Origin of the sequence: Klebsiella huaxiensis (genome assembly GCF_003261575.2) — a bacterium.
In the GTDB taxonomy this organism is placed as follows: Bacteria; Pseudomonadota; Gammaproteobacteria; order Enterobacterales; family Enterobacteriaceae; genus Klebsiella; species Klebsiella huaxiensis.
Genome location: NZ_CP036175.1, coordinates 2,992,036 through 3,016,477, shown reverse-complemented (window position 1 = coordinate 3,016,477; position 24,442 = coordinate 2,992,036). Strand labels below are relative to the sequence as shown.

General features: G+C 54.8%; 22 protein-coding genes. 10 read left to right on the top strand and 12 right to left on the bottom strand.

Going from position 1 to position 24,442, the window contains the following annotated elements:
• Positions 1 to 8 precede the first annotated feature (8 nt).
• From ttrA to ttrB, 3 genes are read right to left on the bottom strand one after another with little or no spacing between them, the layout of a single operon-like run.
• The gene (gene ttrA, locus DA718_RS14470; RefSeq protein ID WP_112214930.1) at positions 9 to 3,074 is read right to left on the bottom strand and encodes a tetrathionate reductase subunit TtrA; all 3,066 of its coding nucleotides are present in this window, start codon (positions 3,072 to 3,074) and stop codon (positions 9 to 11) included.
• A complete protein-coding gene (ttrC, locus tag DA718_RS14465; protein WP_112214929.1) occupies positions 3,067 to 4,089 on the bottom strand; it encodes a tetrathionate reductase subunit TtrC in 1,023 nt (340 codons plus the stop codon). The genes ttrA and ttrC overlap by 8 nt, the downstream gene beginning before the upstream one ends.
• Positions 4,090 to 4,818, bottom strand: a complete 729-nt coding sequence (gene ttrB, locus DA718_RS14460; RefSeq protein ID WP_112214928.1) for a tetrathionate reductase subunit TtrB — start codon at positions 4,816 to 4,818, stop codon at positions 4,090 to 4,092.
• Positions 4,819 to 4,996: 178 nt separating this feature from the next.
• On the opposite strand from ttrB, the gene ttrS reads away from it, so the two are divergent.
• The 4 genes from ttrS to DA718_RS14440 all read left to right on the top strand — a co-directional run bounded on the left by ttrS (position 4,997) and on the right by DA718_RS14440 (position 10,558).
• Positions 4,997 to 6,769, top strand: a complete 1,773-nt coding sequence (gene ttrS, locus DA718_RS14455) for a tetrathionate respiration histidine kinase TtrS (protein ID WP_112214927.1) — start codon at positions 4,997 to 4,999, stop codon at positions 6,767 to 6,769.
• Positions 6,744 to 7,328 carry a tetrathionate respiration response regulator TtrR gene (ttrR, locus tag DA718_RS14450; RefSeq protein WP_112214926.1) on the top strand — a complete coding sequence of 195 codons (585 nt, stop codon included), beginning with the start codon at positions 6,744 to 6,746 and terminating at the stop codon, positions 7,326 to 7,328. Before ttrS ends, ttrR begins: the two co-directional genes overlap by 26 nt.
• Before the next feature lie 163 nt (positions 7,329 to 7,491).
• A complete protein-coding gene (gene yncE / locus DA718_RS14445; protein WP_112214925.1) occupies positions 7,492 to 8,550 on the top strand; it encodes a 7-bladed beta-propeller protein YncE in 1,059 nt (352 codons plus the stop codon).
• A 28-nt stretch (positions 8,551 to 8,578) separates the two neighbouring features.
• Positions 8,579 to 10,558 (top strand): TonB-dependent receptor domain-containing protein, encoded by a 1,980-nt coding sequence (locus DA718_RS14440; RefSeq protein WP_407657798.1) that lies wholly within the window; start codon positions 8,579 to 8,581, stop codon positions 10,556 to 10,558.
• Positions 10,559 to 10,625: 67 nt separating this feature from the next.
• Here DA718_RS14440 and DA718_RS14435 read toward each other — a convergent pair whose 3' ends face one another.
• From DA718_RS14435 to DA718_RS14425, 3 genes are read right to left on the bottom strand one after another with little or no spacing between them, the layout of a single operon-like run.
• Positions 10,626 to 11,678 (bottom strand): tyrosine-protein phosphatase, encoded by a 1,053-nt coding sequence (locus tag DA718_RS14435; RefSeq protein WP_112214923.1) that lies wholly within the window; start codon positions 11,676 to 11,678, stop codon positions 10,626 to 10,628.
• Positions 11,679 to 11,689: 11 nt separating this feature from the next.
• Positions 11,690 to 12,541 carry a PTS system mannose/fructose/sorbose family transporter subunit IID gene (locus DA718_RS14430; RefSeq protein ID WP_112214922.1) on the bottom strand — a complete coding sequence of 284 codons (852 nt, stop codon included), beginning with the start codon at positions 12,539 to 12,541 and terminating at the stop codon, positions 11,690 to 11,692.
• A gap of 34 nt (positions 12,542 to 12,575) precedes the next feature.
• Positions 12,576 to 15,542, bottom strand: a complete 2,967-nt coding sequence (locus tag DA718_RS14425) for a Tn3-like element ISPa38 family transposase (protein ID WP_003100881.1) — start codon at positions 15,540 to 15,542, stop codon at positions 12,576 to 12,578.
• Positions 15,543 to 15,849: 307 nt separating this feature from the next.
• On the opposite strand from DA718_RS14425, the gene DA718_RS14420 reads away from it, so the two are divergent.
• The 5 genes from DA718_RS14420 (at position 15,850) to DA718_RS14400 (ending at position 18,203) form a co-directional block, all read left to right on the top strand.
• The gene (locus DA718_RS14420; RefSeq protein ID WP_003465043.1) at positions 15,850 to 16,206 is read left to right on the top strand and encodes a cupin domain-containing protein; all 357 of its coding nucleotides are present in this window, start codon (positions 15,850 to 15,852) and stop codon (positions 16,204 to 16,206) included.
• A gap of 254 nt (positions 16,207 to 16,460) precedes the next feature.
• Complete coding sequence (locus DA718_RS14415) at positions 16,461 to 16,787, top strand: hypothetical protein (protein ID WP_003100858.1); 327 nt, start codon at positions 16,461 to 16,463, stop codon at positions 16,785 to 16,787.
• The gene (locus tag DA718_RS14410; protein ID WP_003100856.1) at positions 16,784 to 17,284 is read left to right on the top strand and encodes a hypothetical protein; all 501 of its coding nucleotides are present in this window, start codon (positions 16,784 to 16,786) and stop codon (positions 17,282 to 17,284) included. The genes DA718_RS14415 and DA718_RS14410 overlap by 4 nt, the downstream gene beginning before the upstream one ends.
• A complete protein-coding gene (locus tag DA718_RS14405; RefSeq protein WP_003100853.1) occupies positions 17,281 to 17,652 on the top strand; it encodes a hypothetical protein in 372 nt (123 codons plus the stop codon). The genes DA718_RS14410 and DA718_RS14405 overlap by 4 nt, the downstream gene beginning before the upstream one ends.
• Positions 17,646 to 18,203, top strand: coding sequence for a recombinase family protein (locus DA718_RS14400; RefSeq protein WP_003100847.1), 558 nt, complete (start codon positions 17,646 to 17,648; stop codon positions 18,201 to 18,203). The genes DA718_RS14405 and DA718_RS14400 overlap by 7 nt, the downstream gene beginning before the upstream one ends.
• Before the next feature lie 33 nt (positions 18,204 to 18,236).
• On the opposite strand, the gene DA718_RS14395 is transcribed toward DA718_RS14400, so the two are convergent.
• From DA718_RS14395 to DA718_RS14380, 4 genes are all read right to left on the bottom strand, one after another.
• Positions 18,237 to 19,031 carry a PTS mannose/fructose/sorbose/N-acetylgalactosamine transporter subunit IIC gene (locus DA718_RS14395; protein WP_112214921.1) on the bottom strand — a complete coding sequence of 265 codons (795 nt, stop codon included), beginning with the start codon at positions 19,029 to 19,031 and terminating at the stop codon, positions 18,237 to 18,239.
• A gap of 42 nt (positions 19,032 to 19,073) precedes the next feature.
• A complete protein-coding gene (locus DA718_RS14390; RefSeq protein WP_112214920.1) occupies positions 19,074 to 19,544 on the bottom strand; it encodes a PTS sugar transporter subunit IIB in 471 nt (156 codons plus the stop codon).
• Between the two features lie 11 nt (positions 19,545 to 19,555).
• On the bottom strand, positions 19,556 to 19,987 hold the full coding sequence (locus DA718_RS14385) for a PTS sugar transporter subunit IIA (protein WP_112214919.1): 432 nt from the start codon (positions 19,985 to 19,987) through the stop codon (positions 19,556 to 19,558).
• Positions 19,988 to 20,194: 207 nt separating this feature from the next.
• Positions 20,195 to 21,046 carry a MurR/RpiR family transcriptional regulator gene (locus tag DA718_RS14380; RefSeq protein ID WP_112214918.1) on the bottom strand — a complete coding sequence of 284 codons (852 nt, stop codon included), beginning with the start codon at positions 21,044 to 21,046 and terminating at the stop codon, positions 20,195 to 20,197.
• Positions 21,047 to 21,237: 191 nt separating this feature from the next.
• On the opposite strand from DA718_RS14380, the gene DA718_RS14375 reads away from it, so the two are divergent.
• Positions 21,238 to 21,795, top strand: coding sequence for a nucleotidyltransferase family protein (locus DA718_RS14375; RefSeq protein WP_112214917.1), 558 nt, complete (start codon positions 21,238 to 21,240; stop codon positions 21,793 to 21,795).
• A 298-nt stretch (positions 21,796 to 22,093) separates the two neighbouring features.
• Here the strand turns inward: DA718_RS14375 and nqrE are convergent, their stop codons facing one another.
• Both nqrE and DA718_RS14365 read right to left on the bottom strand, forming a co-directional pair.
• The gene (gene nqrE, locus DA718_RS14370; protein ID WP_227016006.1) at positions 22,094 to 22,705 is read right to left on the bottom strand and encodes an NADH:ubiquinone reductase (Na(+)-transporting) subunit E; all 612 of its coding nucleotides are present in this window, start codon (positions 22,703 to 22,705) and stop codon (positions 22,094 to 22,096) included.
• A 132-nt stretch (positions 22,706 to 22,837) separates the two neighbouring features.
• Positions 22,838 to 24,358, bottom strand: coding sequence for an EAL domain-containing protein (locus tag DA718_RS14365; protein WP_112214916.1), 1,521 nt, complete (start codon positions 24,356 to 24,358; stop codon positions 22,838 to 22,840).
• Positions 24,359 to 24,442: the final 84 nt, after the last annotated feature.

Sequence of the window (24,442 nt, the reverse complement as noted above, 5' to 3'; positions counted from 1 at the left end):
GAAGAGCGCTACACCCGCTCAATCCTCGCCGGTAGCCCCTGGCGCACCGCAGCGCCGGAGACCCAGTCCAGCCAGGTGTTACTGACCTCGCGCGTCGGATCGGCAAATCCCAGATCGTTAAGGTTAATACCGGATTTTATCTGCGCTGCAAACGGCAGCGCTTCGCCGTCGAGCGTGTGCTGAGCCGCGCCCATTTCCCTATGCCCGTAGCCGTGCTCAATGGCAATAACGCCGGGCATCACGCCGCTTAACAGACTGATTTCGGCTTCGACCTGGCCGCCGGGTGTTGAAATACGTACTCTGTCGCCGTGACTCACCCCGTAACGGTTGCCGTCCTGCGGATTCAGCGCCACCAGGTTTGTCGGCTTAAGGTGATGCAAGCGCGGGATCACTGTCGAGGCGCTGGCCATGGTGTTGGATTTAAACGAGATCAGTTTTAGCGGCCACTGCTGCGCTGGAAAAAGTTCATCTACCGAACGTCCGTCAGACAATCTGGCCGGGTACCATGCCGGACAGCCACTGTAGCGCTCGCCGGTGATGGCGTGGCGATGTGCCGCCACCTGCGCATTCCAGATTTGCAGCGGTTTTTCCCACTGGTTGCCGACGCGACCATCAGTCCGCCCGCTTTTATCGGGGGCGAAGCGCCCGCCGCGCGAATAGATAAAGGCCACACGGCGGACTTCATCCGCTTTCAGGGTCTGGCTAATAACGGGCAAAATACGCTGCACACCGCTTAGCGTAAGATCCTCCGCGTTGGCTTCGGCAACCGACCCTTTACCCATAAACGCAATATTAGCGGCCATACGCAGATAATAGTCTTCGGCCCGGTTGAGCGGATGACGGTTACCCTTAACATCGGTGATGGCGTTGTCACCAAACCCCGGTAGATTCAGGCGCTTTGCCACCGCGATACAAAATGACTCCATCGACACAGGCTCACCGTCAGCGGTTCTGGCGGTGGCGGAAGGGACAATCGGCCAGCGGGCAGTAGTGGCTTTACTGGCGACACCGGCCCACGGGGCGCTGAACCCCCAGCTTTCGAAGTTGTGAGTATCCGGAACGATATAGTCAGCCAGCGCGGTGGTTTCGTTCATAAAGGCATCGATGGCGACAAACAGCGGCAGGCGTTGCGGATCTTTCAGTTTCTCTTCAGCCACCGCGCGGAGTCCCGGAACGCCGTACAGCGGGTTGGTCATATTGGAGATCCACGCCTTCAGCGGATAGGGGTAACCCTCCAGCGCGGAGGTAAGCAGTTCGGTCAACTGCCCGGCAACGAACGGATACCACGGCGCTTTGGCCGGGAAGGGCGAAACGCCCGCCGCCACTTTGTTGCGATACTCTTCCGAGGACTCATATGCGGTTTTACTGCGCGCGATGCTCAGCCCCTTTGGCTTCACTTTGCCGGGGAAGCTCTCCATGTTGTAACGAGGACCGTCGGTCGCGCCGTTAAACTTGCCGCCGCCGACGAACACACCGCCTTGCAGGCTGAGATTGCCGATCAGCGCGTTAAGCATCATCACCGCCCAGGCGTTATAAAAACCGTTCCCGGCCATCATCCCACCGTGGGTGATCACGGCGGCCTGGCGTCCGTGAGCGGTGAACGCCTGCGCCAGGGCGACTATTTTCTTCTCCGGAACGCCGCACTGCTGGCTGTACTGTGCGAGGGTAAGCTTTTCAGCCGACTCTTTCAGCAACTGAAAGCTGCTTTTGACCGTGACCGTTTGCCCACTGACAAGCGTAAGCTGGCGGGTAACAAAGAGCATTGCGCGGGGGCAATCGCTGGCGGCGACAAGTTCACCGCTATCACTGACCACCACCAGTTCGCTGGCAGCGTTCGCGTTCAGGTGGGCAAGGGTTAAATGCTGCCCGGTAAGCTCCGGCAGTTCATCGGTAATCACCAGATGGGTGGCGTTGCTCCAGCTTTTTTCACCAGCCTGCTGCATTGCCTGCGCGCCCGGTATTGCCAGATAGTCAGCGTTGTAACGCTGGTTTTCGATAATCCAGCGAATCATCGCCATTGCCAGCGCCGAATCGCTCCCGGGGATCACCGGCAGCCAGCGTCCGCGATCGTCAGCCATCACCGTGGTAAGCGGCAGTGCCGGTGCGACAACCACATACTGAAAATCATCGCGCAGGCGGGCGCTGGCGAGCTGTCTGGCCTGACGTTTAAACGGGTTACCGGATTGTGCGGGCGAGGTCCCCATAAACAGAGCAAACTTGACGTTATCCCAGTCGGGTTTCACGTGCGGGTTTTTATCCAGATCGCCCATTAACGCCCCGGAACCTGCACGATAGGCCAGTCCGCAGTACGAGCCGTGGGCGCCGAAGTTTTTGCTGCCGAAACTGTTCAGCGCAAAGCGGCGCAGAAAGGTATCGCGCCCGTCGTCGCTGGTATTGGTGACCAGCAGCTGGTTGGATTTCGGACCAAACCCCGGATGCTGCGGATCGATGGGCGTCGTCAGGGAATAAATCGCCTGCAGGCCGTCAACGTGCCCTTCACCAAACAGATCGCCGCCTTCCACTACCTCTTTTACCAGTTGTTCAAAACTGATGCGCTGCCATTTCCCTTCGCCGCGTTTGCCCATGCGTTTCATTGGTTCAAGAATACGCAGCGGGCTGTACAGCCCTTCCAGCAGCGTCGCCCCGCGGGCACAGGCGGTTGAGCGTCCATTAAGGCCATTTTCACCTGCCAGCTGTTCCATCGCGGCTGAAAAAGGCACCGCCGAGTCGATGTGATGTTCATGGGAAAGCGGATGATAGGGATTGCCCGCAATGCGCAGCACTTTGCCTTTCTCGCTATCCACTCTCACCCGTACACCGCACTGCGTCCAGCAGCCGAAACATTGGGTCATCGAGATGACCTGTTGTGAATTTTGCCGCCATCCGGTATTGGCATTAGCTTCCGGGATCAGGGCATTGCCGAAGAGCCGGTCGCGGGTGATTTTACCGGAAGTGCCGTTAAGCAGGCCGTCGATGGCGCGCTTTGCCACATCACGATAGCTCAGAGCGAAGGTTGCTATTCCGCCTGCGGCAAGGCCGACTTTAAGCCACTGACGACGGGTTAAATTAGCCATGTTGCATTCTCCTTGCGAGTCCGTTCACGGTTTCACTAACGATAATAAGCAGCGCTATCCACAGGCCAAACGTCCCGAGGATAGCCAGCCAGCCATCGGTCCCGGCGGGCAGAGTGTAAGGGTTGAACTGGGCGTTAAATTTCGGCAGGGTCTGCACCTGAATCAGCAGCGTCCATCGCATTAACCAGCACAGCGCCATGGCGCTGAGGACCAGCAAACTGCGCAGCGGCAACCGCAACGGGCAGCGCAGCGCCTGTGTGCAAAAGAGCAGCGAAATCAGCCAGAAGGTCAGCCAGCCGAGTGCGTAATGGCGGGCTGAGGACGAGATCGCCAACCATTGCCGTATCGCGGTGCCGGACAGGGTATCGCCGCTGACCCACATCACCACCACCACGGCCAGCAGAATCAGCGCCGAGAGCTGCCACCGTGCCAGGCGTCGCTGAAGGGGAAAATCATCGCGTGTTGCCATAATCAGCAGGGCGAAAAAGGTTTGCAGTGCACTAAAGAACATCGCCAGTGGGAAGGCATAGCTGAACCAGACCGGACGTGCCTGAACCACAGAAACTTCACGCCCTGTATAGACTAACAGGCCAACCGCCGTGAGGGCACTGGCAAGCGCAATCCACTTGGTGACACTGTAACTTTTATTGAAGAGCTGCTTGACCCACTGCGCCACAAACCACAAGCCTAAAAACAACGTGAACAGCGGCAGGAACAGCGCGCCCCAGGGCATCCAGGACCAGGGCGTGGGATAGGCGTAGAAATGCCAGAAACGAGCTGTCTGATGCAGATCCGCCGTCAGCGCCAGCGGGGCGGTAATGGCGCAGGTCAGGGCGATCAGCAGCGTCAGGTTTTCCAGCTTCGGGTTCTGATTTTTACGCCAGTGGAGCGCGCAGCCAAAGAGCGCGGCGCAGGCGGCAATGCCGATAAAAAAGAAGTACTGCACCGCCCACGGTAGCCAGCTCACTTCCTGCGGACGCGCCAGCACCTCTTCGATGATCAATGTGTGTGCCATTCAGATCTCCTGCCAGAGTGCGGGTTGAGCATGGCCCATCAGAGGCGTCACAAACGCCTCATCCAGCCCGAGATAGAAAACGTGAGGTAAGGTGCCGTTTTCCGGCTTCAGTACCTTGATGGCGTCATGGTTCAGGGCGAGCATCTGCGAAATGCGGCTCTGGCGATCGTTGATATCACCGATGACGCGCGCGCCGCCAACGCAGGACTCCACGCAGGCGGGGAGCAGCCCGGCTTCCAGACGGTGAACGCAGAAAGTGCATTTATCGGCGGTCTGTGTCTCATGATTGATAAAACGTGCATCGTAGGGACAAGCCTGCACGCAGTAGGCGCAGCCCACGCAGCGGGTGTTATCCACCACCACAATGCCGTCTTCACGCTGAAAAGTGGCCTGTACCGGGCAGACCGGCACGCAGGGCGGATTATCACAGTGGTTACACAGTCGCGGGAGCAGAACGTTGGTCACCTCATCATCAAGCTGCACCTGATACTGGTTGACGTGAGTGCGAAACTCCCCCTGCGGCGTCTGATTTTCTATCGCACAGCTGACGGTGCAGGCCTGACAACCGATACAGCGGCGCAGATCGACGAGCATCGCGTAGCGGTGGCGAGGGGAACCTTCACGGCGCTCCGGCGAAAAGGGGAATTTCGCCTGCGCCAGCGGAACCAGAGACGCGCCAGCGCTGAGAACGCCCAGCTGCGCCAGAAACTGTCGTTTACTGCTGTCCATTTTTTCTCCCTCACGCGGCAACAACTAAACATTTGTCACGTCGTTGGTTTGCGTGTGATGAATAAAGAATGTTGATGATTTACAGTGTAAAAATCGTGGCGGGGGTAGCTCTATTGTGGTTAACCACATACCCGGCGGGTTGTTGATCTAAAACAACATAATGAACAGGGATAATCGGGTGAGAGCAAAAAAACGGCGACGTCTGGCGCTGCTGGCATCGGCATTACTGCTCAATGCTCAGGCATGGGCGGACTCATGGAATATCGGCGTTCTGGCGATGCGGGGCGAGGTTTTTACCCGCAGCCACTGGCAGCCGCTGGAAGCCACACTCAACCAACAGTTACCGGATCAGCAGTTTCATATTCAGCCGCTGGATCTACAGCAGATGCAGGAAGCGGTGAATAAGGGTTCCGTGCAGTTTGTGGTGACTAATCCGGCGCAGTTTGTGCAGTTGAATAGCCACTCTCCGCTGCGCTGGCTGGCGTCTTTACGCTCATCGCCCGGAACGGGCAACGTGATAGGCAGCGTGATTTTAACGCGTCGCAATAGCGGTATTTCGTCAGCGAGCGACCTGATCGGCAAGACGGTAGGTGCCATCGATCCCCAGGCTTTCGGCGGTTATTTGCTGGGAGTGAAGGCGCTTAGCGATGCCGGGCTGAGGCCGAAGCGCGACCTCCATCTGCGTTTTACCGGCTTTCCCGCCGATGCGCTGATCTATCTGCTGCGCGAACAGGTGGTGCAGGCGGCGATTGTGCCGGTCTGCCTGCTGGAAAAAATGGCCGACGAAGGGCTGGTGAATAAAGCCGATTTTGTGGCGGTTATTCGCCGTCCTGCGGTCATTCCTTGCCTGACCAGTACGCCGCTATATCCCGACTGGTCGTTTGCGGCGCTTCCCGAAGTCAGCGATGCGCTGGCCGATCGGGTGACCCGTGCATTGTTTAATGCACCGGAGGATGCCGCTTTTCACTGGGGCGCGTCGGCCTCGACCAGCCAGGTAGAAGCGCTTCTGCGCGAGGTCCGGCAGCATCCCCAGCAGCGGCGGCTGTGGCTGGATGTTAAAAGCTGGCTGATCCAGCACCGGTTCATCGTGGGCGGAACCGTGCTGTCCCTGTTGCTGCTGACGCTAAACTATATCTGGGTGATGCTGCTGGTGCGACGGCGCGGCAGGCAGTTGGAACGTAACGCCGTGCAGTTGCGCGAGCAGGAGCAGGCCCTGGAAACGGCAAGGCAGATGAGCGTCCTGGGTGAAATGACCTCGGGCTTCGCCCACGAACTGAATCAACCGCTGTCAGCCATCCGCCATTATGCGCAAGGGTGTACGATCCGTTTGCAGAAACAGGATCTGCAGCATCCGTTGCTGCCCGCGCTGGAGCATATTGACCATCAGGCCCAGCGCGGGGCGGATACGTTACGTAATCTGCGCCACTGGGTCAGTCAGGCGCAAGGGGAGCCCATTCTGGCGAATGAGTGGGAACAGATTAGCGTTCGCCAGGCGATTGACCATGTCTGGCAGTGGCTGCGCGTGCCGCAGCAATTTCCCCAACTGCTGCTGAATAGCGATGTCGATCGTTCAGTGACGCTCGTATTGCCGCCGGTACTGCTTGAGCAGGTGCTGGCGAATCTGATCCTCAACGCAGCGCAGGCGGGGGCGAAAATGCTGTGGATCAGCGCCGTCCGGAAACCCGGTGTCGTCAGTATCACCTTGCAGGACAACGGCGGCGGTATTGATGATGCGCAACTGAGTCAGGTATTTCAGCCTTTTAAAACCCGTCGGAAAGAGGGGATGGGGCTGGGATTAGTGATTTGTCAGCGTCTGGTGCGCTTCGCCCGGGGGGAGATCAACATCATCAACCGAGCCGCACCTGACGGGCAAAACGGCATTGCCGTCATGCTGAGTTTTTCGCAACAAGAGGACAAGAGAGGCCATGGCGATAATTCATCTGCTGGATGATGATCTGGCGGTCACCAGCGCATGCGCATTTCTGCTGGAAAGCCTGGGTTATGAAGCGTTGTGCTGGGAAGAGGGGGAAACATTTCTGGCCCAGGCCGACCTCTATCAGACCGGCGTGGTGCTGTTGGATATGCGAATGCCGGTGCTTGACGGTCAGGGCGTTCATGAGGCGCTGCGTCAGCGTGACAGTACGCTGGCGGTGGTGTTTCTGACCGGGCATGGCGACGTACCAATGGCGGTAGAGCAGATGAAGCGCGGGGCGGTGGATTTTCTGCAAAAACCGGTTTCTGCCCAGCCGCTGCAAACCGCACTGGATCGTGCGCTGGTGGTCTCCGGCGAGGCATTCTTGCGGCAGAAAATTGTGGCCAGCTATCAGCAACTGACGCCCAAAGAGCGTGAACTGGCTCTGCTGGTGGTGAAAGGGCTGATGAATCGGGAGATTGCGGAGATGATGAACATTGCTGTGCGTACGGTAGAGGTGCATCGGGCAAGAGTGATGGAGAAGATGCAGGCGGGGAGTCTGGCGGAATTAGTCCGGATATTACAGCAAGTTATGTAGTTAATCCTCTGCGTGACCTGTAACCTTTCAGCGCACGTGTAAACCGCTGCCGCTTTGATTACAACACAAAATTTGGTAGGGAATATGGAGGATCTCTCAATTGCAAATGATATTCGTTTTCATTATTGTTTGCATTCCGTAAACTACTGTAAAGAAAAATTACATGTCTACTGCATCTGTAAAGAGAGCCACGCTCTGCGCGCTGGCCGTTTCGCTTTCTCTTCATGTTCTCTCTGCATCGGCAAAGGATTTCAGCGAGAAGGATTTCCGCTCACAGCCATTGGGTCATGGGGTTTATGAGCTGGCCTATGATAACGGTCAGAAGACGATCTTTGCCGCCTCGGCACCCTCCTTTGAGAAAGATAAAACGGCCGGCGTGGTATTTCGCCTGGCCGCCGACTCCTTGCAGATTAATGAGAAGATAGCCACCGAGCGGCGTACCTTTGCGCTCTCTCTGGATGAAGAAAATCATATCCTGTATTTGGGTAACGCCATGGACGGTTCAGTCACGCTTCTGGATACGCTGACCAACAAAGTGATTAAAACTATTCAGCTAAGCGATGATTCGGATCCTGATAAAAAGGCTCACGTTCGTGAAGTCGTGCTCGATAAGCAGAATCAGCGCCTGTATGTTTCCGGGATTGGACGTAAAGACAAAGGCCTGCTTTGGGTCGTCGATACGCGTAAACAACAGTTGCTGGAAACGATCGGCAAAATCGAGCCGGTGGGTTTTGCTGTGGATGCCGCGGGTGAGAAAGTTTATGTGGTCACCGGTAATGGGGAGCTGGTTACCCTTGATGGCAAAACATCGAAACTGCTTTCCCGCGTGAAGGTTGATCCAGCTGAAACTGAGCATTATTTCCTGAACATCGCCCTGAATAGCGCTGCGGGAGTCGGGTACATCGCTGATACCAATACCCGCGATGTGCTGGTGGTGCAACTGGACTCCGGCAAGCTGGTTCAGCGTATTGCCACACCTAACTCGATCGCGGTGCTGTATAACGCCGCACGCAATGAGATCTACGTTACCCATCGCAACGACCGCTCGATTAGCGTGATCGACGCGAAAACCAACGGTGTCAAACACACTATCAAAACGGCGGCCATGCCCAACAGCCTGGTGCTTTCTGCGGATGGCAGAACGCTTTATGCCAGCGTCAAGCAGGACGAAAAAACCGACCAGGCTGACTACGTTCTCAAGATTGATCTAACCAAATTCTAAGGACTTTTTTGTGACGATTAAGACACGCATGGACGTGGCGATTGCGCTCGCCTTCGCCAATCTGTCAGCGGCCGTTTACGCAGCAGACAGCACGCCCATCAACGAAGAGCAGATGGTGGTGACCGCCACCGGATTCAGCCAGGAGAGACGCGAGGCACCCGCGACGATCTCGGTGCTCGATGAGAAAGCGCTGAATACCCGTTCGAATCAGAACGTGACGGAAGCCATTCGCGAAATGCCGGGTGTGCTGGTGGGCAACGGTCACGGCAGCCTGGCAACCGGCGATGTGCAGATGCGCGGTATGGATTCGTCGTATACCTCGTTTATGGTCAACGGCATCAAGCAGTCTACCCGCGAATCCCGGCCTTACGGACACCATATCGGGACTGAGGCGGCCTTTATGCCGCCGCTGGCCGCTATCGAACGGGTTGAGGTGATTCGCGGGCCGATGTCTTCGCTGTATGGTTCGGACTCCATCGGCGGCGTGGTTAACGTCATCACCAAGAAGGCTTACAACCTCGATAAATGGACGGGAGTGCTGGAGGATAATTACTTCCTGCAGGAGAAAAGCGAATACGGTAATACCAACCAGACCAACGCTTTCTTTATGGGGCCGGTGATCCCGGGCAAGCTCGGGGTGAGCGTGGGGGCGGATTATCTTGACCGCCGCGATGATGATAGTCCGACCAAAGAACGTTTTGTTAAACATCAGGCAGGGAATCTGGATGCAACGATTTCTATGTCGCCCACCGATACTCAGCTTTGGGATCTGAACGCCTCCAAAGGCAATCAGGAGAAAACCCATAACGATAAGCAGTGGTACTGGGGCTTTGACCGCGATGCGGCCTCACTTTCACAGCACGCCTGGTACGGCGATGACCTCGTAGAAGTGAAGAACTTTATCAGCTACGAGAAAGCCCGCACGGAGTATCGCGTGCCCGGCATGGATTCGCAGTTTATTAAGCAGAATAACTTCGAAGCCAATAGTGCGAACACCTTTACGCTGGCCGATCACAAGTTAACGCTGGGCGTGAACTTTACGCGCAATGAACTGAATGACACCTTCGGCATAGAAGACAAACAGGCACCTGGCGTAACCCCGGTCAGCAAGATCACCCGCCACGGTTGGGCGGTATTTGCAGAAGACGCGTGGATGATTGTGCCGGACTTCACGCTGACGACCTCGGCGCGTCTGGATCATGATAGTTATTTTGGCTATCACGTGACGCCGAAGCTGTACGGTAACTGGGCTATCGATGAGGTCTGGGCGCTGAAAGGGGGTGTTTCCGCGGGTTATAAGAAGCCGGACCTGCGTCAGAATAATGCCGGTTTTACCAGCGTCTATGGTGCTTATCCCTATTCTGAAATCGGTATTGGTAATGATGACCTGAAGCCGGAACAGAGTATCAACACCGAACTGGGCGTGTACTGGCAGAAAGATGCGCTGGCGCTGGATGCCACCATCTTCCATACCAAATTCAAGGACAAAATCAGCGATCACACCATCTGTACTTCCTCTGCTACCCAGCAGTGTCAATACAATGGCTATACCGCTGACACCGTGTCGCAATACATTAACGTGGGTGATGCGGAGATTTATGGTCTGGAGCTGAACGGCGACTGGCAGGCTACCGCTGCGCTGAAAGCCAACGTGAACTACACCTATACGCACAGTGAGCAGAAAAGCGGTGACTATAAGGGTTATGCGCTGAGTGATTTCCCAAGCAGCATGGCCAACGTATCACTAACCTGGAATACGACGAACGATCTGGAACTATGGACCAAGGCGAGCTGGCGTAGTAATTCGCCGGATATCGGCAAATCCAGTTCAACAGAGGCCTATGCGCTGGTTGATTTAGGTGCGCGTTATCACCTGAATAAGCACGTTACGCTGATGAGCGGTATCTACAATCTATTTAATGTGAATCCGATTTACACCACGTCATATCGGCAAACGTCGATGCTCGAAGGGCGGCGTTATAATTTCGGCGGCCGCATTGAGTTCTAAAGAGAAGCCTCCATGCTGGCGCTGGAGGCTTACTTATACCTATATTTTCAATCAGCGCGTGATGGACTTATTCTAAATAATTTCCCTGCATTGTTTTAAAGTCAGCATCGCTAAAACCCAGCTCAGTTTTAATATAATCATTAACACTGCCAGACATGGCCTTCATGGCATTTAGTGCTTCAACAATAAACACTTCGCGGGTATCGATCAGCGTAAGTAAATAATCGAGAACATCCTGATTATCGGTAATCTGCCGATAGGCGGCCATTTTCACGTTGTTGCGCTCCAGGCGGTTAGCGCCAGTGAGCATATAGTCGGCAATAATGTCCTGCTCAGAAACGCCCAGCATGGAGAGAATCAGCAGGGCACCATAGCCGGTGCGATCCTTGCCACCGCGACAGTGCTGAATATTCGGCGTATTACCGGGGTCAAGCAGCACATTAACCATTGCCTTAAAAGCATTTTTTGACTTCTCACTGACCACGAAATTACGATACTGCTCAATAACCTGGCCTCCCTGACCATTAATTAATTCACCAGGGATATCGCTTATCACACTTTCTATCAGGGCACGATCCTCATTACTCGGTTCAGCGGCAAACTGGGCGGCTAACTCAGCGGTTTGCGCTGTAGCATCCAGGTGAAAAGTTTGATGTTCACCAATAGAGCAATTGGGGCTCTTAGCTATTTCATTGGCACTGCGGTAATCGATAATAGTTTTAACGTGCAAGCCTTCCAGATAGGTCCGGGCCTGAGGGTGCAGATTGTGCAAATGGTTGGAGCGGTAGAACATGCCCCATTTAACCCTTTTCCCCTCCGCGCCGATATAGCCGCCCATGTCCCTGAAATTATTGATGCCGGATACCGGTAGGGTTCTTTCGGCAAACAGCCAGGATTTTCCCGCATGCTCAAGAATAAAATAGATACGTTGCTCTGCCTGCAAAGGGTCATCCAAATACACCGCGTCGACAGCACAGTCGGTAATAAGCTGGCGTTCCGTTGTGTTGACACTATTTTCCCGCGTCCAGTAAAGCGCGGCGTTGTCCAGCGATGGTGAGAAGCGAATTTCAAGCTGCGTTAGATTTTTGCGAATAACTGAAAACTGCAATATTTCATTCATGCTTAATCCCTTTAATTTAAGATTCCCAATGTCGAGCAGATCACCCCAATAACCATCATGCCGACGATAAGAGCGACGGTATGTTTACCTTTAAACTTTTTGACCAGGAAAAAGATACCCAGAGCAAATAGTAGAGTGAGCAGATTGGGAATAACTTTATCGAACATCTCTTGCACTTTGATCGACTGTTCCCCAACAGCGATCACCAGCGGCGTTGATACTTTCACCGTGGTGGCAATTAGCGACCCCAGTACCATGACGCCGACCACGTTGGCAACGTTGGAAATACGCTGAATAATATTCGAGTTTTTCGACTGTTCGATTAAATCGACACCTTTATTGTAGCCGTAGTGGATAAAGAAATACTTTGAGCCGACGTTGACGATGTTAAACAGAAGAAACATCAGAATAGGGCCGATAATATTTCCCTGGAGCGCAAACGCCGCACCAATACTGCCGCAGATCGGCAACCAGGTAAATTTCAGCAAGCTGTCGCCCAAACCAGCAAGCGGCCCCATAAGCCCGGCTTTTACCGAAACAACGGCTTCTTTTTCTTCTTCAGTGGTTTTTTCTTCGAGCGCGGCGGTGACGCCCATGATCAGCGCGCCGGTATTCACCTGCGAGTTGTAAAACTCCAGATGGCGCTTCATGGCTTTAATGCGCGTGGCCTGATCGGCATCGGCATAAAGCCGCTCGAGAACCGGGATCATGCAGTGAGCAAAGCCGATGGTCTGTAACTTCTCATAGTTAAAGGAGAATGACATTGACTGGATATTCCAGAAAATGCGGTTAAGGTCCTGCTTCGTCAGCTTTTTGTCCTTGGTTGAGGTGTCAACCACGCGATAAGAGGCGATGTCGCTCATAGGGGTCGTCTCAGAAAACGGAAAATAAAGCACGCTAAGCCGGTTGCAGCGGCCGTAGCGGCCTGAACTTGCCCGCGCCGATCTTGGCGCTGCTGCGCCAGAGGTAATCGCCGGTCAGGTTGATGTGCTCCCAGCCGAGCGGCGACAGGTACTGCAACAGGCCGTCATCGACGGCTTGACCGTGGCCACGCAAGGCGTTCGCGGCCCGCTCCAGATAGACCGTGTTCCATAGCACGATGGCCGCCGTCACCAGGTTGAGGCCGCTGGCCCGGTAGCGCTGCTGCTCGAAGCTGCGGTCGCGGATTTCCCCCAGGCGGTTGAAGAACACGGCGCGGGCCAGCGCGTTGCGCGCCTCGCCTTTGTTCAGCCCGGCATGCACGCGGCGGCGCAGCTCGACGCTTTGCAGCCAGTCCAGGATGAACAGTGTGCGCTCGATGCGTCCCAGCTCACGCAGGGCGACGGCCAGGCCGTTCTGGCGCGGGTAGCTGCCAAGCTTCCTGAGCATCAGCGAGGCCGTCGCCGTGCCCTGCTTGATCGAGGTGGCCATCCGCAGGATTTCATCCCAATGGGCGCGGACGTGCTTGATGTTGAGCGTGCCGCCGATCATCGGTTTCAACGCCTCGTAGGTGGCATCGCCCTTCGGGATGTAGAGCTTGGTGTCGCCCAGGTCACGAATGCGCGGGGCGAAGCGGAAGCCCAGCAGGTGCATCAACGCGAAGACGTGGTCCGTGAACCCTGCCGTGTCGGTGTAGTGCTCCTCGATCCGCAGGTCGGATTCGTGATACAGCAGGCCGTCGAGCACGTAGGTCGAGTCGCGCACGCCGACGTTCACGACCTTGGTGTGGAACGGCGCGTACTGGTCGGAGATATGGGTGTAGAACGTCCGCCCTGGGCTGCTGCCGTATTTCGGATTGATGTGGCCGGTGCTCTCGGCCTTGCTGCCGGTGCGGAAGTTCTGGCCGTCCGACGATGACGTGGTGCCGTCGCCCCAATGCTCGGCGAAGGGATGTCGGAACTGCGCGTTGACCAGCTCGGCCAGTGCCGCCCCGTAGGTTTCGTCGCGGATGTGCCAGGCTTGCAGCCAGGCCAGCTTGGCGTAGGTCGTGCCGGGGCACGATTCCGCCATCTTGGTCAGGCCCAGGTTGATCGCGTCGGCGAGGATCGTGGTCAGCAACAGGTTTTTGTCCTTGGCCAGGTCGCCTGACTTCAGGTGGGCGAAGTGCCGGGTGAAGCCCGTCCATTCGTCTACCTCCAGCAGCAATTCGGTGATCTTGACGTGCGGTAGGATCATCGCCGTCTGGTCGATCAGGGCCTGTGCGGTATCGGGCACCGCCGCATCGAGCGGCGTGATCTTCAGGCCCGACTCCGTGATGATGGCGTCCGGCAGCTCGTTGGCCAGCGCCATGCGGTTGACGGTGGCGAGCTGCGTTTCCAGCAGCGTCAGCCGGTCATGCAGGTACTGGTCGCAATCGGTGGCCACGGCCAGCGGCAATTCGCTGGCCTGCTTGAGGCTGGCGAATTTCGCGGGCGGCACCAGGTAGTCCTCGAAGTCCTTGAACTGGCGCGAGCCTTGCACCCAGATGTCGCCGGAGCGCAGCGCGTTCTTCAGCTCCGACAGCGCGCACAGTTCGTAGTAGCGCCGGTCGATGCCGGTGTCGGTCATCACCAGCTTCTGCCAGCGCGGCTTGATGAACTCGGTCGGCGCGTCGGTGGGCACCTTGCGGGCGTTGTCGCTGTTCATGCTGCGCAGCACCTCGATGGCGTCGAGTACGTCCTTGGCGGCGGGCGCGGCCCGCAACTTGAGCACGTCGAGAAATTCCGGCGCGTAGCGGCGCAGCGTGGCGTAGCTCTCGCCGATGCGGTGCAGGAAATCGAAGTCCTCGGGTTGCGCGAGCCGCTGCGCTTCGGTGACGCTCTCGGCGAAAGCATCCCAGGACATGACGGCCTCGATGGCGGCGAACGGATCGCGGCCCGCTTGCTTGGCCTCGATCAGCGCCTGGCCGATGCGCCCGAACAGCCGCACCTTGGCATTGATCGCCTTGCCGGATGCCTGGAACTGCTGCTGATGCTTGTTCTTGGCGGCATTGAACAGCTTGCCCAGGATGCGGTCATGCAGGTCGATGATTTCGTCGGTGACGGTGGCCATGCCCTCGATGGCGAGCGCCACCAGGGTCGCGTAACGCCGCTGCGGCTCGAACTTCGCCAGGTCGGCGGGCGTCATCTGGCCGCCCTCGCGGGCGATCTTGAGCAGCCGGTTCTGGTGAACCAGCCGCTCGATGCCGGAGGGCAGGTCGAGCGCCTGCCACGCCTTGAGGCGTTCGATGTGTTCCAGCATGTGCCGCGAGTTCGGTTTGACCGGGGATTGCCGCAGCCAGGCCAGCCACGTCGTCTTGCCGTTGTCGCGGCGCTTGAGCAGATCGTCGAGGCGACGGCGATGCACGTCCGTCAGCGGCTCAGCCAAGGCGTCGTAGAGACGCCGGTTGGCGCGGGTAATCGCTTCGGCGCTCGCCCGCTCGACGGCGTTGAGGGCGGGCACAATGACCGACTGCCGCCGCAGGTGCTCGATCAAGGCTCTGGCCAGCACGATGCCCTTGTCGGTTTGCATGGCCAGCTCGGTCAGCAACTGGACAGCCTGCCGGTAGTGGCCAATCGTGAACGGCTGGAAGCCGAACACCGTTTGCAGCTCGACCAGGTGCTCGCGTCGGGTCTGCTCACGCTGCCCGTACTCGTCCCAGCTTTCGATGCCGACCTTGAGCTGGTTGGCGACCAGTCTCAGCAATGGCGGGAACGGTGGCTCATCAGCGCCAAGGATGACGCCGGGAAAGCGCAGGTAGCAGAGCTGCACCGCGAAGCCCAGCCGATTGGCCGGGCCGCGCCGCTGCCGGATGATGGAGAGGTCGCTTTCGCTGAACGTGTAGTGACGGATCAACTCATCCTTGGTGTCCGGCAACGCCAGCAGGCTTTCGCGCTCGGCGGCGGAGAGGATCGAACGGCGGGGCATGCGGTTTCCTTCTTCTTGAAAACGTAGGTTTGTGACAAGCCCGCCAAGGCAACCGGCGCGGCACGGGAATCAAGGCATTGCGATTCTCGAAAATAGTTCTTGAAATTCTATTCTTGATTGCATATCATCTCAACGAGTTTCGATAAGAAAGGATGCGCATGCGACCGTCTGGTTCGCTGGTGGGCAAGGAGGCAGCAGCCGACACGCTCATCGGCAACTGCACGACCGCACGACCAGCCTCCCGTTCAAATTCGAGTTAGAACTCATATCCAGCCTGTCTGGGGGCACTGTGAAAGAGGGATCACCGATGACTGTTGAATCGAGAATATTTTCTGTAGCCGAGTATGTTCAGCCGTCCGAAGGCGAGCCTATTCGTTCCGTTGTGCTTGAAACCCGAGACTCAATTATCGTGGTTTGGCATGTCCATCCCGGGCAGGAAATTGCGGCTCACATTCATCCTCACGGCCAAGACACGTGGACTGTTTTGTCGGGAATGGCTGATTACTTTCAGGGCAATGGGATTGTTCGTGCCCTCAGGGAAGGTGAGATAGCCGTGGCAAGACCGGGCCAAGTGCACGGGGCGCGAAATACAGGTACCGAGCCATTTGTGTTCGTCTCGGTTGTGGCATCAGCCAATGCCGGTTTCGTATTGGCTGAGCGATAGAGCCCAATCTCTGGAGTTGGTCCAATGAGCGGTCGGGGAGATAGGTAACAGACATGCAGCGGACACGGCTGCTAAACCAGGTCGCAAACCTCCTTGCGTCGCAGCGTGCCGCAAGCGACGCGATCAATCGAATGGGGTCGGCATGAGACTGAACACCATCCAGTTCCCGACCGCGTAGCCGCCTGTCCTGCCGATCAGGTCTTGACCATCGACGCCTGGGATCAGTCCTGAATGTTCTTGGAGACCACTACGTTATGAGCCGCAGCCGCCGCAAAACACCCATCGTCGGGCACACGACCTGCGGCAGCGAGCGCGAGGACAAGAAGCTCTGGCATCAGCGCTGGCGCACCCGTGAGCGCACGGCGCTGACCAGCGCGTCGCCCGAAGCCCTGAGCGCCCATCTGCCCCTGCTGGAAAACCAGGCCAGCAGCGTCTGGTCGATGGGCAAGGATGGCCGCTCCTACTGGCCCGTCAAGCGCCAGGCCGCCACGGCGGATCGCATCGCCAATCACAAGGGACGCAACCCGCAAGAACGCGCCTCCCTGAAAAAGCGCCTGCTGCGCAAGTGGATGAGCAAATGAAGCTCTCCTTCCATCAGCACATTGCGCTGTTCTGGATGATCGGTGCTCCGGGCGTCTTCGCGCCCGTGATCGAGAACGCCAAGCGGCCCGATGCCGGCGCCGTCATGGCGTGGGGTGTCGCGATCGTGGCGGTGATGATCCTCTTCACCCCTTTGCTGCTGCGCTGTCCACCATTCCGGCGCTGGTATGGCCGGACGGATGCGCTGTCGGAGCGGCAGCGCCAGGCGCTTGCCGAGCGCGGCCTGCGCCGCTACTACCAGACCGCTTTCGATGACGGCTACGTGCCCCGCGTGATGCCCTACGTGTGGCGCATCATCTGGACGGTCGGCGGGTTGATGGCTGTGACCGCCGTACTGCCTACCAACACCGGACGGCCAGCCTTCGATGCCTTGGTGGTCTTCTCGACCTGGTATCCGATAGGCGTGATGCTGCTGGTTTTCGCGTCGAGGCCCCTTGGCCGGTTGATTCGCCAAAGAGCACAGGAGCGGCGGAAATGAGCACGTCAACCATCGAGGCGCTGGCCAGCGCCTGGGCAAGGATTGCCGAGGAAGCGGAATTCCCCGCTGACTACGAGGGGACTGCCACACCACAAGCGCATCGGGCTAGCGAAGCTATTCAGGAGCAGATTCGGGAGCGCATCGTCGCCACCAACGACATGCGGCTGTTCAGCCTGCTGCACCTGCTGGGTCAGGCGTCGCTGCGCATGGAGCAAGCGCTGTGGCCGGAGGATTACGAGCGGATGACGCGCGAGGTTGAGGAAGCCCTGCGGCAAGCCACCGACGCCAACGCCAGATCGTACACCCACGAAGAAGTGATGCAGGCGATGCAGGAACGCATCGACCGGGCGCGAGACAAGCCATGTTGATTGGCTATGCGCGCGTCTCGACGCAGGATCAGAACCTGGAGCTGCAACGCGAAGCCTTGAGCAAGGCCGGATGTAAAAAGGTCTTCGAGGACAAGGTGAGTGGCACGCGGGCAGACCGGCCTGGCTTGGCCAAGACGCTCGAAATGCTGCGCGAAGGCGATACTTTGGTCGTCTGGAAGCTCGACCGGCTGGGCCGGTCGGTCAAGCAACTGGTCGATCTGGTCGGCGATCTGCACAAGCACGGTGTCCAGTTCAGGAGCCTCACCGACTCCATCGACACCGGCACACCATCCGGGCGGTTCTTCTTCCACGTCATGGCGAGCCTTGCCGAAATGGAGCGCGAGCTGACCGTCGAGCGCACCCGCGCCGGGCTGGAAGTCGCCAAGCAGCTCGGCCGCAAAGGCGGCCGCAAGCCGAAGATGACCGACAGCAAGATCGAGTCGGCCAAGAAGCTGCTGGCCAGCGGGGTGCCGCCCAAGGACGTGGCCAAGAACCTCGGCGTGTCCATTCCGACGCTGTACCGCTGGGTGCCAGCCTCCACGCACGCTTAGCGTGCTTTATTTTCCGTTTTCTGAGACGACCCCTCATAGGTCATATCCTTCTTCAGTCTCGGTATCGGGCTGTTTTTCTTTTTCCGCTAGTGGATTTTCGGCTTTATTACCATTGCTGTAGGCCATGTCATAAAGCACGGCAAAGGCCAGAGCGATAAAGGTGATAGGAATAATTGGCAACTTAAGGTAAGTCGTCAGCATGAAGCCGAGCAGGAAGAAGAACCACATCCGGCCTTTTAACAGCATTAAAAGCAGGATACATACGCCGATCGCGGGGATCATTTTGGCGGCGACACCCATTCCAGTCAGAATGCTTTCCGGGATAGCGGCCAGAATCCGCCCAACCAGGTCTCCGCCAAAATAGACGGCCAGGAAGCAGGGGACGGCGCGGATCAAAAACCACATCGGGGTGGAGAAATAGTGGATTTTGATAAGTTTGCTATAGTCACCATTCTGGATGGATTTCTCCGCCCAGACGTTCAGGAAGCTGGCGAAAGAACGCCAGACAATGAGAAGCTGCTGGCAGAGTATGGAAACCGGAACGGCGAGGGCGATGCCTGCTGCGATACCACCCTTGGAAGAAATACCCAATGCGACACCGATGATGGACCCGGCGATAACGTCAGGTGCTGAATACGCGCCGACGTTGCCAATTCCCATCCACATCAGTTCCAGCGTGGCACCGATTGCTAATCCCTGAACCATGTCGCCCATAATAATGCCGGCGACGGTTCCCGTCAGTAGCGGGCGTCGCAGCATCTGCGGCCCGACGTCGTCCAGCGAGCAGATACCTGCCCAGATGGCGACGAGAATAGCTTCAATTAACATAGCGTTATCCCTGGTTATTTAAAGTCGTCGTTCACGCTGGTGCTAAATTAACGTCCGTAGATCCACCACGGGATCTTTTGGTACCATCTGTATTTCCACGGGAATATTTCGGGCGATAATGGATTTAAATGCCTGTTCTTCTTCTGGCGTCACGGAGACGGCGCGGGAGAGCGTTCTTCGGCCTTCTTGCATTCGCATTCCCCCGACGTTAAGTTTTTCGATTTTTATTCCGTTTTCCACCAATGTATTGACGTCAATACTGTTGGTAAACAGCAGCATTGTGCGTCTTTTTATTTCCGTCTTTTGCAAGATTTCAATAAATTTCTGTACGCCGAATACTTGTACTTTTAATTCTGGCGGAGCTGACATCGTTAAAACAGACTGTTGAATTTTATCGGCGGCAACTTTGTCGTTGATGATCAGCACTTGTTCGATATCATGGCTCTTTACCCAAGTGGTAATAACCTGTCCATGAATAAGGCGGTCGTCAATTCTTGCAAGATTAATAGGCATAATAATTTCTCCTACAGATCGGTTGATTGTGTGCATTCTGCCTGTAACGTCTTCCCGACGTTAAAACAGCTACCCGGAAAAACTTCTTCGATAATTTCGCCAATCTCCTTGAGCGGCAAATCGCGGTTGCTGAGGACCTCCAGCAGCGTCGGGATATTGAACCCACAAAACAGTAAGATATCGTCGTAGGTGAGAAATAGCTCACTGGCTAAGTTGCAGGGTGAGCCCCCCATCATGTCAACGAGAATAACGACACCGTTTCCCTTATTGACCGCCTGGTAGGTTTCAAGCAGGGTGGCGCGAACGTCGTTGATGTTGCTCTCAGGTTGCAGTGATACAACAGCAATATTGTGCTGTTCGCCAATGAGCATCTCCGCGCATGAGAGTGCACCCTGAGCAAAGGGGCCGTGACTGACCAGAATGACAGGAACCTCAGTTTGCATGTTTTCTCCCGATCTGATTTTTGAGTTACATTATTACTAAGTTTTACTTTAATGTTAGTAATACTATTACTTTCAGATGCGCGAATACACAGGGCAAAAGCCCATTTATTCATTCTGCGAGGGTGATCACTCTTCAGGTATTCATCGCCGTATTGCGTTTACGACATCGCAACATGGCGAGGGAAAGGAGCTATAGCGCGGTATCTATCAGGATTTGTGATTCTGGTTGTAGAAACGCTGGGCGCGGTTTTGGGCTTGTTTCAGCAGCCGATCATCGTATTGCTGAACAAAGAGGTTCGTTACCAGCATATTAATGACCGAGAGCTGCGACATTTTCGAACGGATGGGGATCAGTCGCGACACGCTCTCACTGGTGATGGTATGCAGAAGAATCGTGGCGAGACCCGAGATGCGACTTTGACCCATTTTGGTGATGGCTATTGATGGGACGCCCAGCTGTTGCGCCATGGTTAGCAACTTAACCCCTTCCAGATTTTCACCAGAGTGGGAGATGATAATCACCAGGTCATGTTCATCGAGCGTGTTTACGATGCTGTACTGGATGCTGTAATCAGGATGACAACTGACGTCCTTTTTTATTTTGATCAGCTGATACTCCAGTTCTCTTCCTACCAGTCCGCTGCTGCCGGCACCATAAATAACGATCTTATTGCTTTTCCGGATGAGCTTAATTGCCTGGTCGAGTTGCTCGACGTTAACGATAGCGTGGGTCTCGTCAATAGATGACTTTTCAATCAGCTGAATTTTATGGTTTACGCTCTCGATAGAATCATCAAGATTGATGTCTTCCTGCAAAATCTTTTCGTGATTGTGGCTACCTGAAGAGGTAATGAGGTCAATTTTGAGATCGCTGAAGCCCTGATAACCGAGTTTATGACAAAGGCGCAGTATGGTTGTCGTGCTCACATCGTTAGCCTTTGCCAGGGACTGAATGCTCATGCTCTTCAGCAACGGTTTATTCGCCAGAATATAATCAGCGACCAGGCGCTCTTTGGTGGACAGGCTATCGTTAATTTCTCTTAGCTTTAAATCAAGCATCTGGCCACCTTTACTGGAGTAGAATTTTCGTTGCCGAACATCATACAAGTTGATGTTGAGCCAATCAATTACCGCCTGAATTAACGTAAGGTGAGGGTGTTGTCCAGGCAACCACGGTGCAGGTAATATTTTTATCATCAGGTAGATTTGAATATTCGTGACCATTTTTCTATCAAGGAAATAGGGAAATTATGAAGTATCAGGACGCATTGCAAAGACTCTTGTTAAATGATCCGTTAAGGATGGACGCGCTTTATACCATTCAGGCATTAAAACTCAATGATGGCTGGATCGGAGCCGGGTTCGTGCGCGATGCCGTTTGGGATTGCTTGCACGGATACGGGCAAAGGCCCGTTGCAGGTGATGTGGACGTTGTTTGGTTCAACTCAGAACATAGCGATCCCGCTCATGATAGCAGCCTTGAGGAGACACTTAGTCTGCAATCATCAGGTTTTAACTGGTCGGTGAAGAATCAAGCCAGAATGCATCAACGCAACGGCAACGATCCTTATCTCTCTACAGAAAATGCGTTGTTGTATTGGCCCGAGACCGCTACGGCTGTCGCCGTCAGATTGGGGGAGACAAATCTGATTGAGATTATTGCGCCTTATGGGCTGGATGACCTGTTTGAATTGCGTCTATGGCCGACACCCATATTTGAGCGTGAAAAGCTAAATATTTTCAGGCAACGTGTGGCGGCAAAACGGTGGCTGGAGCGTTATCCCTGGTTGCAGTTTATCGCTCCTTAGAAAGCAGCAATCGCTGTGGCGAGACTGTAGCGCGGACATGTATTTGGTCAGAGACGGACATCGTAATTTGCTTACTACAATCATAGTGCGCATAATGTATATTATGTTAAATAACCTTCATGGTTCACTGTAGCAGCCACAGAAATCAGCATGTTGTGAATTTTGAGATACCTCCCTTTTACTTCACTTACCCTGATTGTAAGTTCAAGCGGTCGAAGGCACTGGATTCTTAACTCTTACTGCCAAAAGAAGCGGCCGATTTTATGGGGAGCGCCCCGCTCCCCGCACCAGATGTAGCCTACAACGAGATACCGGAAAACGACATAAAACCTAGCGACATTAACCCGGCGGTAATAAATACGCTGCCTAACCCGCGCAATGCTTTAGGCATATTCGCGTACTTAAGTTTTTCGCGGATCCCGGCCAGCGCTACAATCGCCAGCATCCAGCCAATACCGCATCCGGTGCCGTAGGTCAGCGACTCAAGGAAAGTGTACTCACGCTGGACCATAAAAATCGTCGCGCCAAAAATAGCGCAGTGAATGGTTAATAACGGCAAAAATGGCCCTAAAGCATGGTTTAACGCGTGGAAGTATTTATCGATAACCATCTCGAGGATCTGCACCAGCGCCGCAAGAACGCCGATAAAAGTGATGAAATCGAGAAAGCTCAGGTCAACCCCTTCGATCAGGGCATTCTCTTTTAAAAGGTAATTGTAAATGAGGTTGTTAATGGGCGTTGCTATCGCCAGCAAGGCTGTCACCGTCAATCCGAGACGAAAAGCGACATCAATTTTTTTCGAAATAGCCAGAAAGGTACACATACCAAGGAAAAAGTTGAGCGCCATATTTTCGACGAACACCGCGCGGATAAAAATATTCAGGTGAGTTTCGAACAAGACAACCTCCATGTTGTTGAGTTGTTTCTCAATAGTGCCAAATTTTCAGCCCAAACAGGAAATTAAAGCTCGGTTTTGCCGAGTTGATCACCTTTTAATTTCCTGTGTTTTGGTAGGACAGAAGTCACTCATTCTCTTTTTTGCTTAGCGAAACGAGCGTGCAAGCATCTGAATGTACTCATTAACCGGTACCGGTTTCGAGAAGTAGTATCCCTGATAGATAGCGATCCCCATATCCTTAAGCACCCCAAGCTGGCCCTTATCCTCAACACCTTCCGCAATGACCTGGCAATTAAATTTCTTCGCCAGATTGACCATATTCTTGACCACCAGCGCAGAGGCATTATTGGTCACAATGTTAAAAGTAAACACCTTATCAATTTTGATAATTTCAGGGTTAAACTGCTGAATGTAATTGTAGTTAGCGTGCCCGGTACCGAAATCATCCAGCGAAAACTGTACGCCCATTTTTCTGAGCCGATCCGTCACTGCCGACGTTTGCAAGGTATTTTCAATCGATTCCCGCTCAGTAATTTCCAGCACAAGGCGTGCCTGTAAGTCTTTCAGTTGGAGAATAAACATCTGACATAGCGCAACAATCTCGTCGTCCTGGAAGTTTACCGAGCTGGTGTTAAAACAGATAAACAGCCCTTTTGGGATCACTGACTGCTGGCGGCGAAACTGGCGAATGACCTCAGCGAAACAAATCGCCGTGATCTCTTTGATCAATCCGGTCTGCTCTGCGACAGAAATAAACTTATCCGGCGTAATAAACCCTAATTTTGGGTGCTCCCAACGCACCAGCACTTCCCCGCCAACCACCCTTCCCGTCTCATCGCTGACGATGGGCTGAATATACGGTTTGAGCTGTTTAAGTTCGATCGCTTGTCTGAGCTGATACTCAATCGTATTGCGATAGCGCAGATAATTCCTGAATAAAAATGTGAGCAACAAGGAGGCCAGGATAATCGCGATCAACGTATGTTGCTCATAGCGAATAAACGCCCTCACTCCGGATGCCCAGGCACGGTCGGCAATGACCGAGAAGTTAAACTGTTCTGACTTTAAGCTAACAGGGACTTTGATATCTGGCGTGGCGATGACTTCCCCTTTACGCGTCATCACCCGATCGCCGACCTTTAGATACAAATGCGCTTCGCCATCAAGAACGGTCAGAATATTGTATAAATAATAACCATCAACACCAACAAGAACAGTATTCCCTTTATCATCCTGTTCGCTATACACCATCAATGGATGCATCGGCGTGATTTCATTGCCGCTGAATAATTGCAGAGCACCTTGCGTATATTGAGTCCGATCGAATTGAAACTTCCGCCCCCCAAATACCGAGGTGCAGTATATTTCATTATTCTTACCTAAATTCACTGTCCGCACATCAGGAATGGTGGCAACCAGGGTGCGCAACTCTGTCAGGACATTCTCATCACAGTTTTTCCCCATGAAAGGTTCGGCCATATTAGCGGCCTGTTCCGCATGTGAAACCGTGACATCGAGACTGGCTATCGCCTGCTGAAGCCGCGAATGGATATCCTTATCGACTTTTTTTTGCATTTGCCAGTAGCAAAGTCCCGTACCCAGACTCAGTACCGTAATCAGAAATAAGAATATCCACAGATGGCGGCGTAAAGATGAATATTTCATTGTGTTAACCCAGTTCGACTCACCATGAAAGACCGATGGTCAATTGTTTGGTCAAATTTTAACAAACCTTGTTTAAACTTGCCC

Excerpts from the sequence above, each read along its gene's own strand:
- yncE (WP_112214925.1), top strand. The coding sequence starts at position 7,492 with ATGTCTACTGCATCTGTAAAGAGAGCCACGCTCTGCGCGCTGGCCGTT.
- ttrC (WP_112214929.1), bottom strand. The coding sequence starts at position 4,089 with ATGGCACACACATTGATCATCGAAGAGGTGCTGGCGCGTCCGCAGGAA.
- DA718_RS14405 (WP_003100853.1), top strand. The coding sequence starts at position 17,281 with ATGAGCACGTCAACCATCGAGGCGCTGGCCAGCGCCTGGGCAAGGATT.
- ttrA (WP_112214930.1), bottom strand. The coding sequence starts at position 3,074 with ATGGCTAATTTAACCCGTCGTCAGTGGCTTAAAGTCGGCCTTGCCGCA.
- DA718_RS14430 (WP_112214922.1), bottom strand. The coding sequence starts at position 12,541 with ATGAGCGACATCGCCTCTTATCGCGTGGTTGACACCTCAACCAAGGAC.
- ttrR (WP_112214926.1), top strand. The coding sequence starts at position 6,744 with ATGGCGATAATTCATCTGCTGGATGATGATCTGGCGGTCACCAGCGCA.
- DA718_RS14440 (WP_407657798.1), top strand. The coding sequence starts at position 8,579 with ATGGACGTGGCGATTGCGCTCGCCTTCGCCAATCTGTCAGCGGCCGTT.
- ttrB (WP_112214928.1), bottom strand. The coding sequence starts at position 4,818 with ATGGACAGCAGTAAACGACAGTTTCTGGCGCAGCTGGGCGTTCTCAGC.
- nqrE (WP_227016006.1), bottom strand. The coding sequence starts at position 22,705 with ATGGAGGTTGTCTTGTTCGAAACTCACCTGAATATTTTTATCCGCGCG.
- DA718_RS14375 (WP_112214917.1), top strand. The coding sequence starts at position 21,238 with ATGAAGTATCAGGACGCATTGCAAAGACTCTTGTTAAATGATCCGTTA.
- DA718_RS14425 (WP_003100881.1), bottom strand. The coding sequence starts at position 15,542 with ATGCCCCGCCGTTCGATCCTCTCCGCCGCCGAGCGCGAAAGCCTGCTG.
- DA718_RS14400 (WP_003100847.1), top strand. The coding sequence starts at position 17,646 with ATGTTGATTGGCTATGCGCGCGTCTCGACGCAGGATCAGAACCTGGAG.
- DA718_RS14420 (WP_003465043.1), top strand. The coding sequence starts at position 15,850 with ATGACTGTTGAATCGAGAATATTTTCTGTAGCCGAGTATGTTCAGCCG.
- DA718_RS14435 (WP_112214923.1), bottom strand. The coding sequence starts at position 11,678 with ATGAATGAAATATTGCAGTTTTCAGTTATTCGCAAAAATCTAACGCAG.
- DA718_RS14365 (WP_112214916.1), bottom strand. The coding sequence starts at position 24,358 with ATGAAATATTCATCTTTACGCCGCCATCTGTGGATATTCTTATTTCTG.
- DA718_RS14410 (WP_003100856.1), top strand. The coding sequence starts at position 16,784 with ATGAAGCTCTCCTTCCATCAGCACATTGCGCTGTTCTGGATGATCGGT.
- DA718_RS14380 (WP_112214918.1), bottom strand. The coding sequence starts at position 21,046 with ATGCTTGATTTAAAGCTAAGAGAAATTAACGATAGCCTGTCCACCAAA.
- DA718_RS14415 (WP_003100858.1), top strand. The coding sequence starts at position 16,461 with ATGAGCCGCAGCCGCCGCAAAACACCCATCGTCGGGCACACGACCTGC.
- DA718_RS14390 (WP_112214920.1), bottom strand. The coding sequence starts at position 19,544 with ATGCCTATTAATCTTGCAAGAATTGACGACCGCCTTATTCATGGACAG.
- DA718_RS14395 (WP_112214921.1), bottom strand. The coding sequence starts at position 19,031 with ATGTTAATTGAAGCTATTCTCGTCGCCATCTGGGCAGGTATCTGCTCG.
- DA718_RS14385 (WP_112214919.1), bottom strand. The coding sequence starts at position 19,987 with ATGCAAACTGAGGTTCCTGTCATTCTGGTCAGTCACGGCCCCTTTGCT.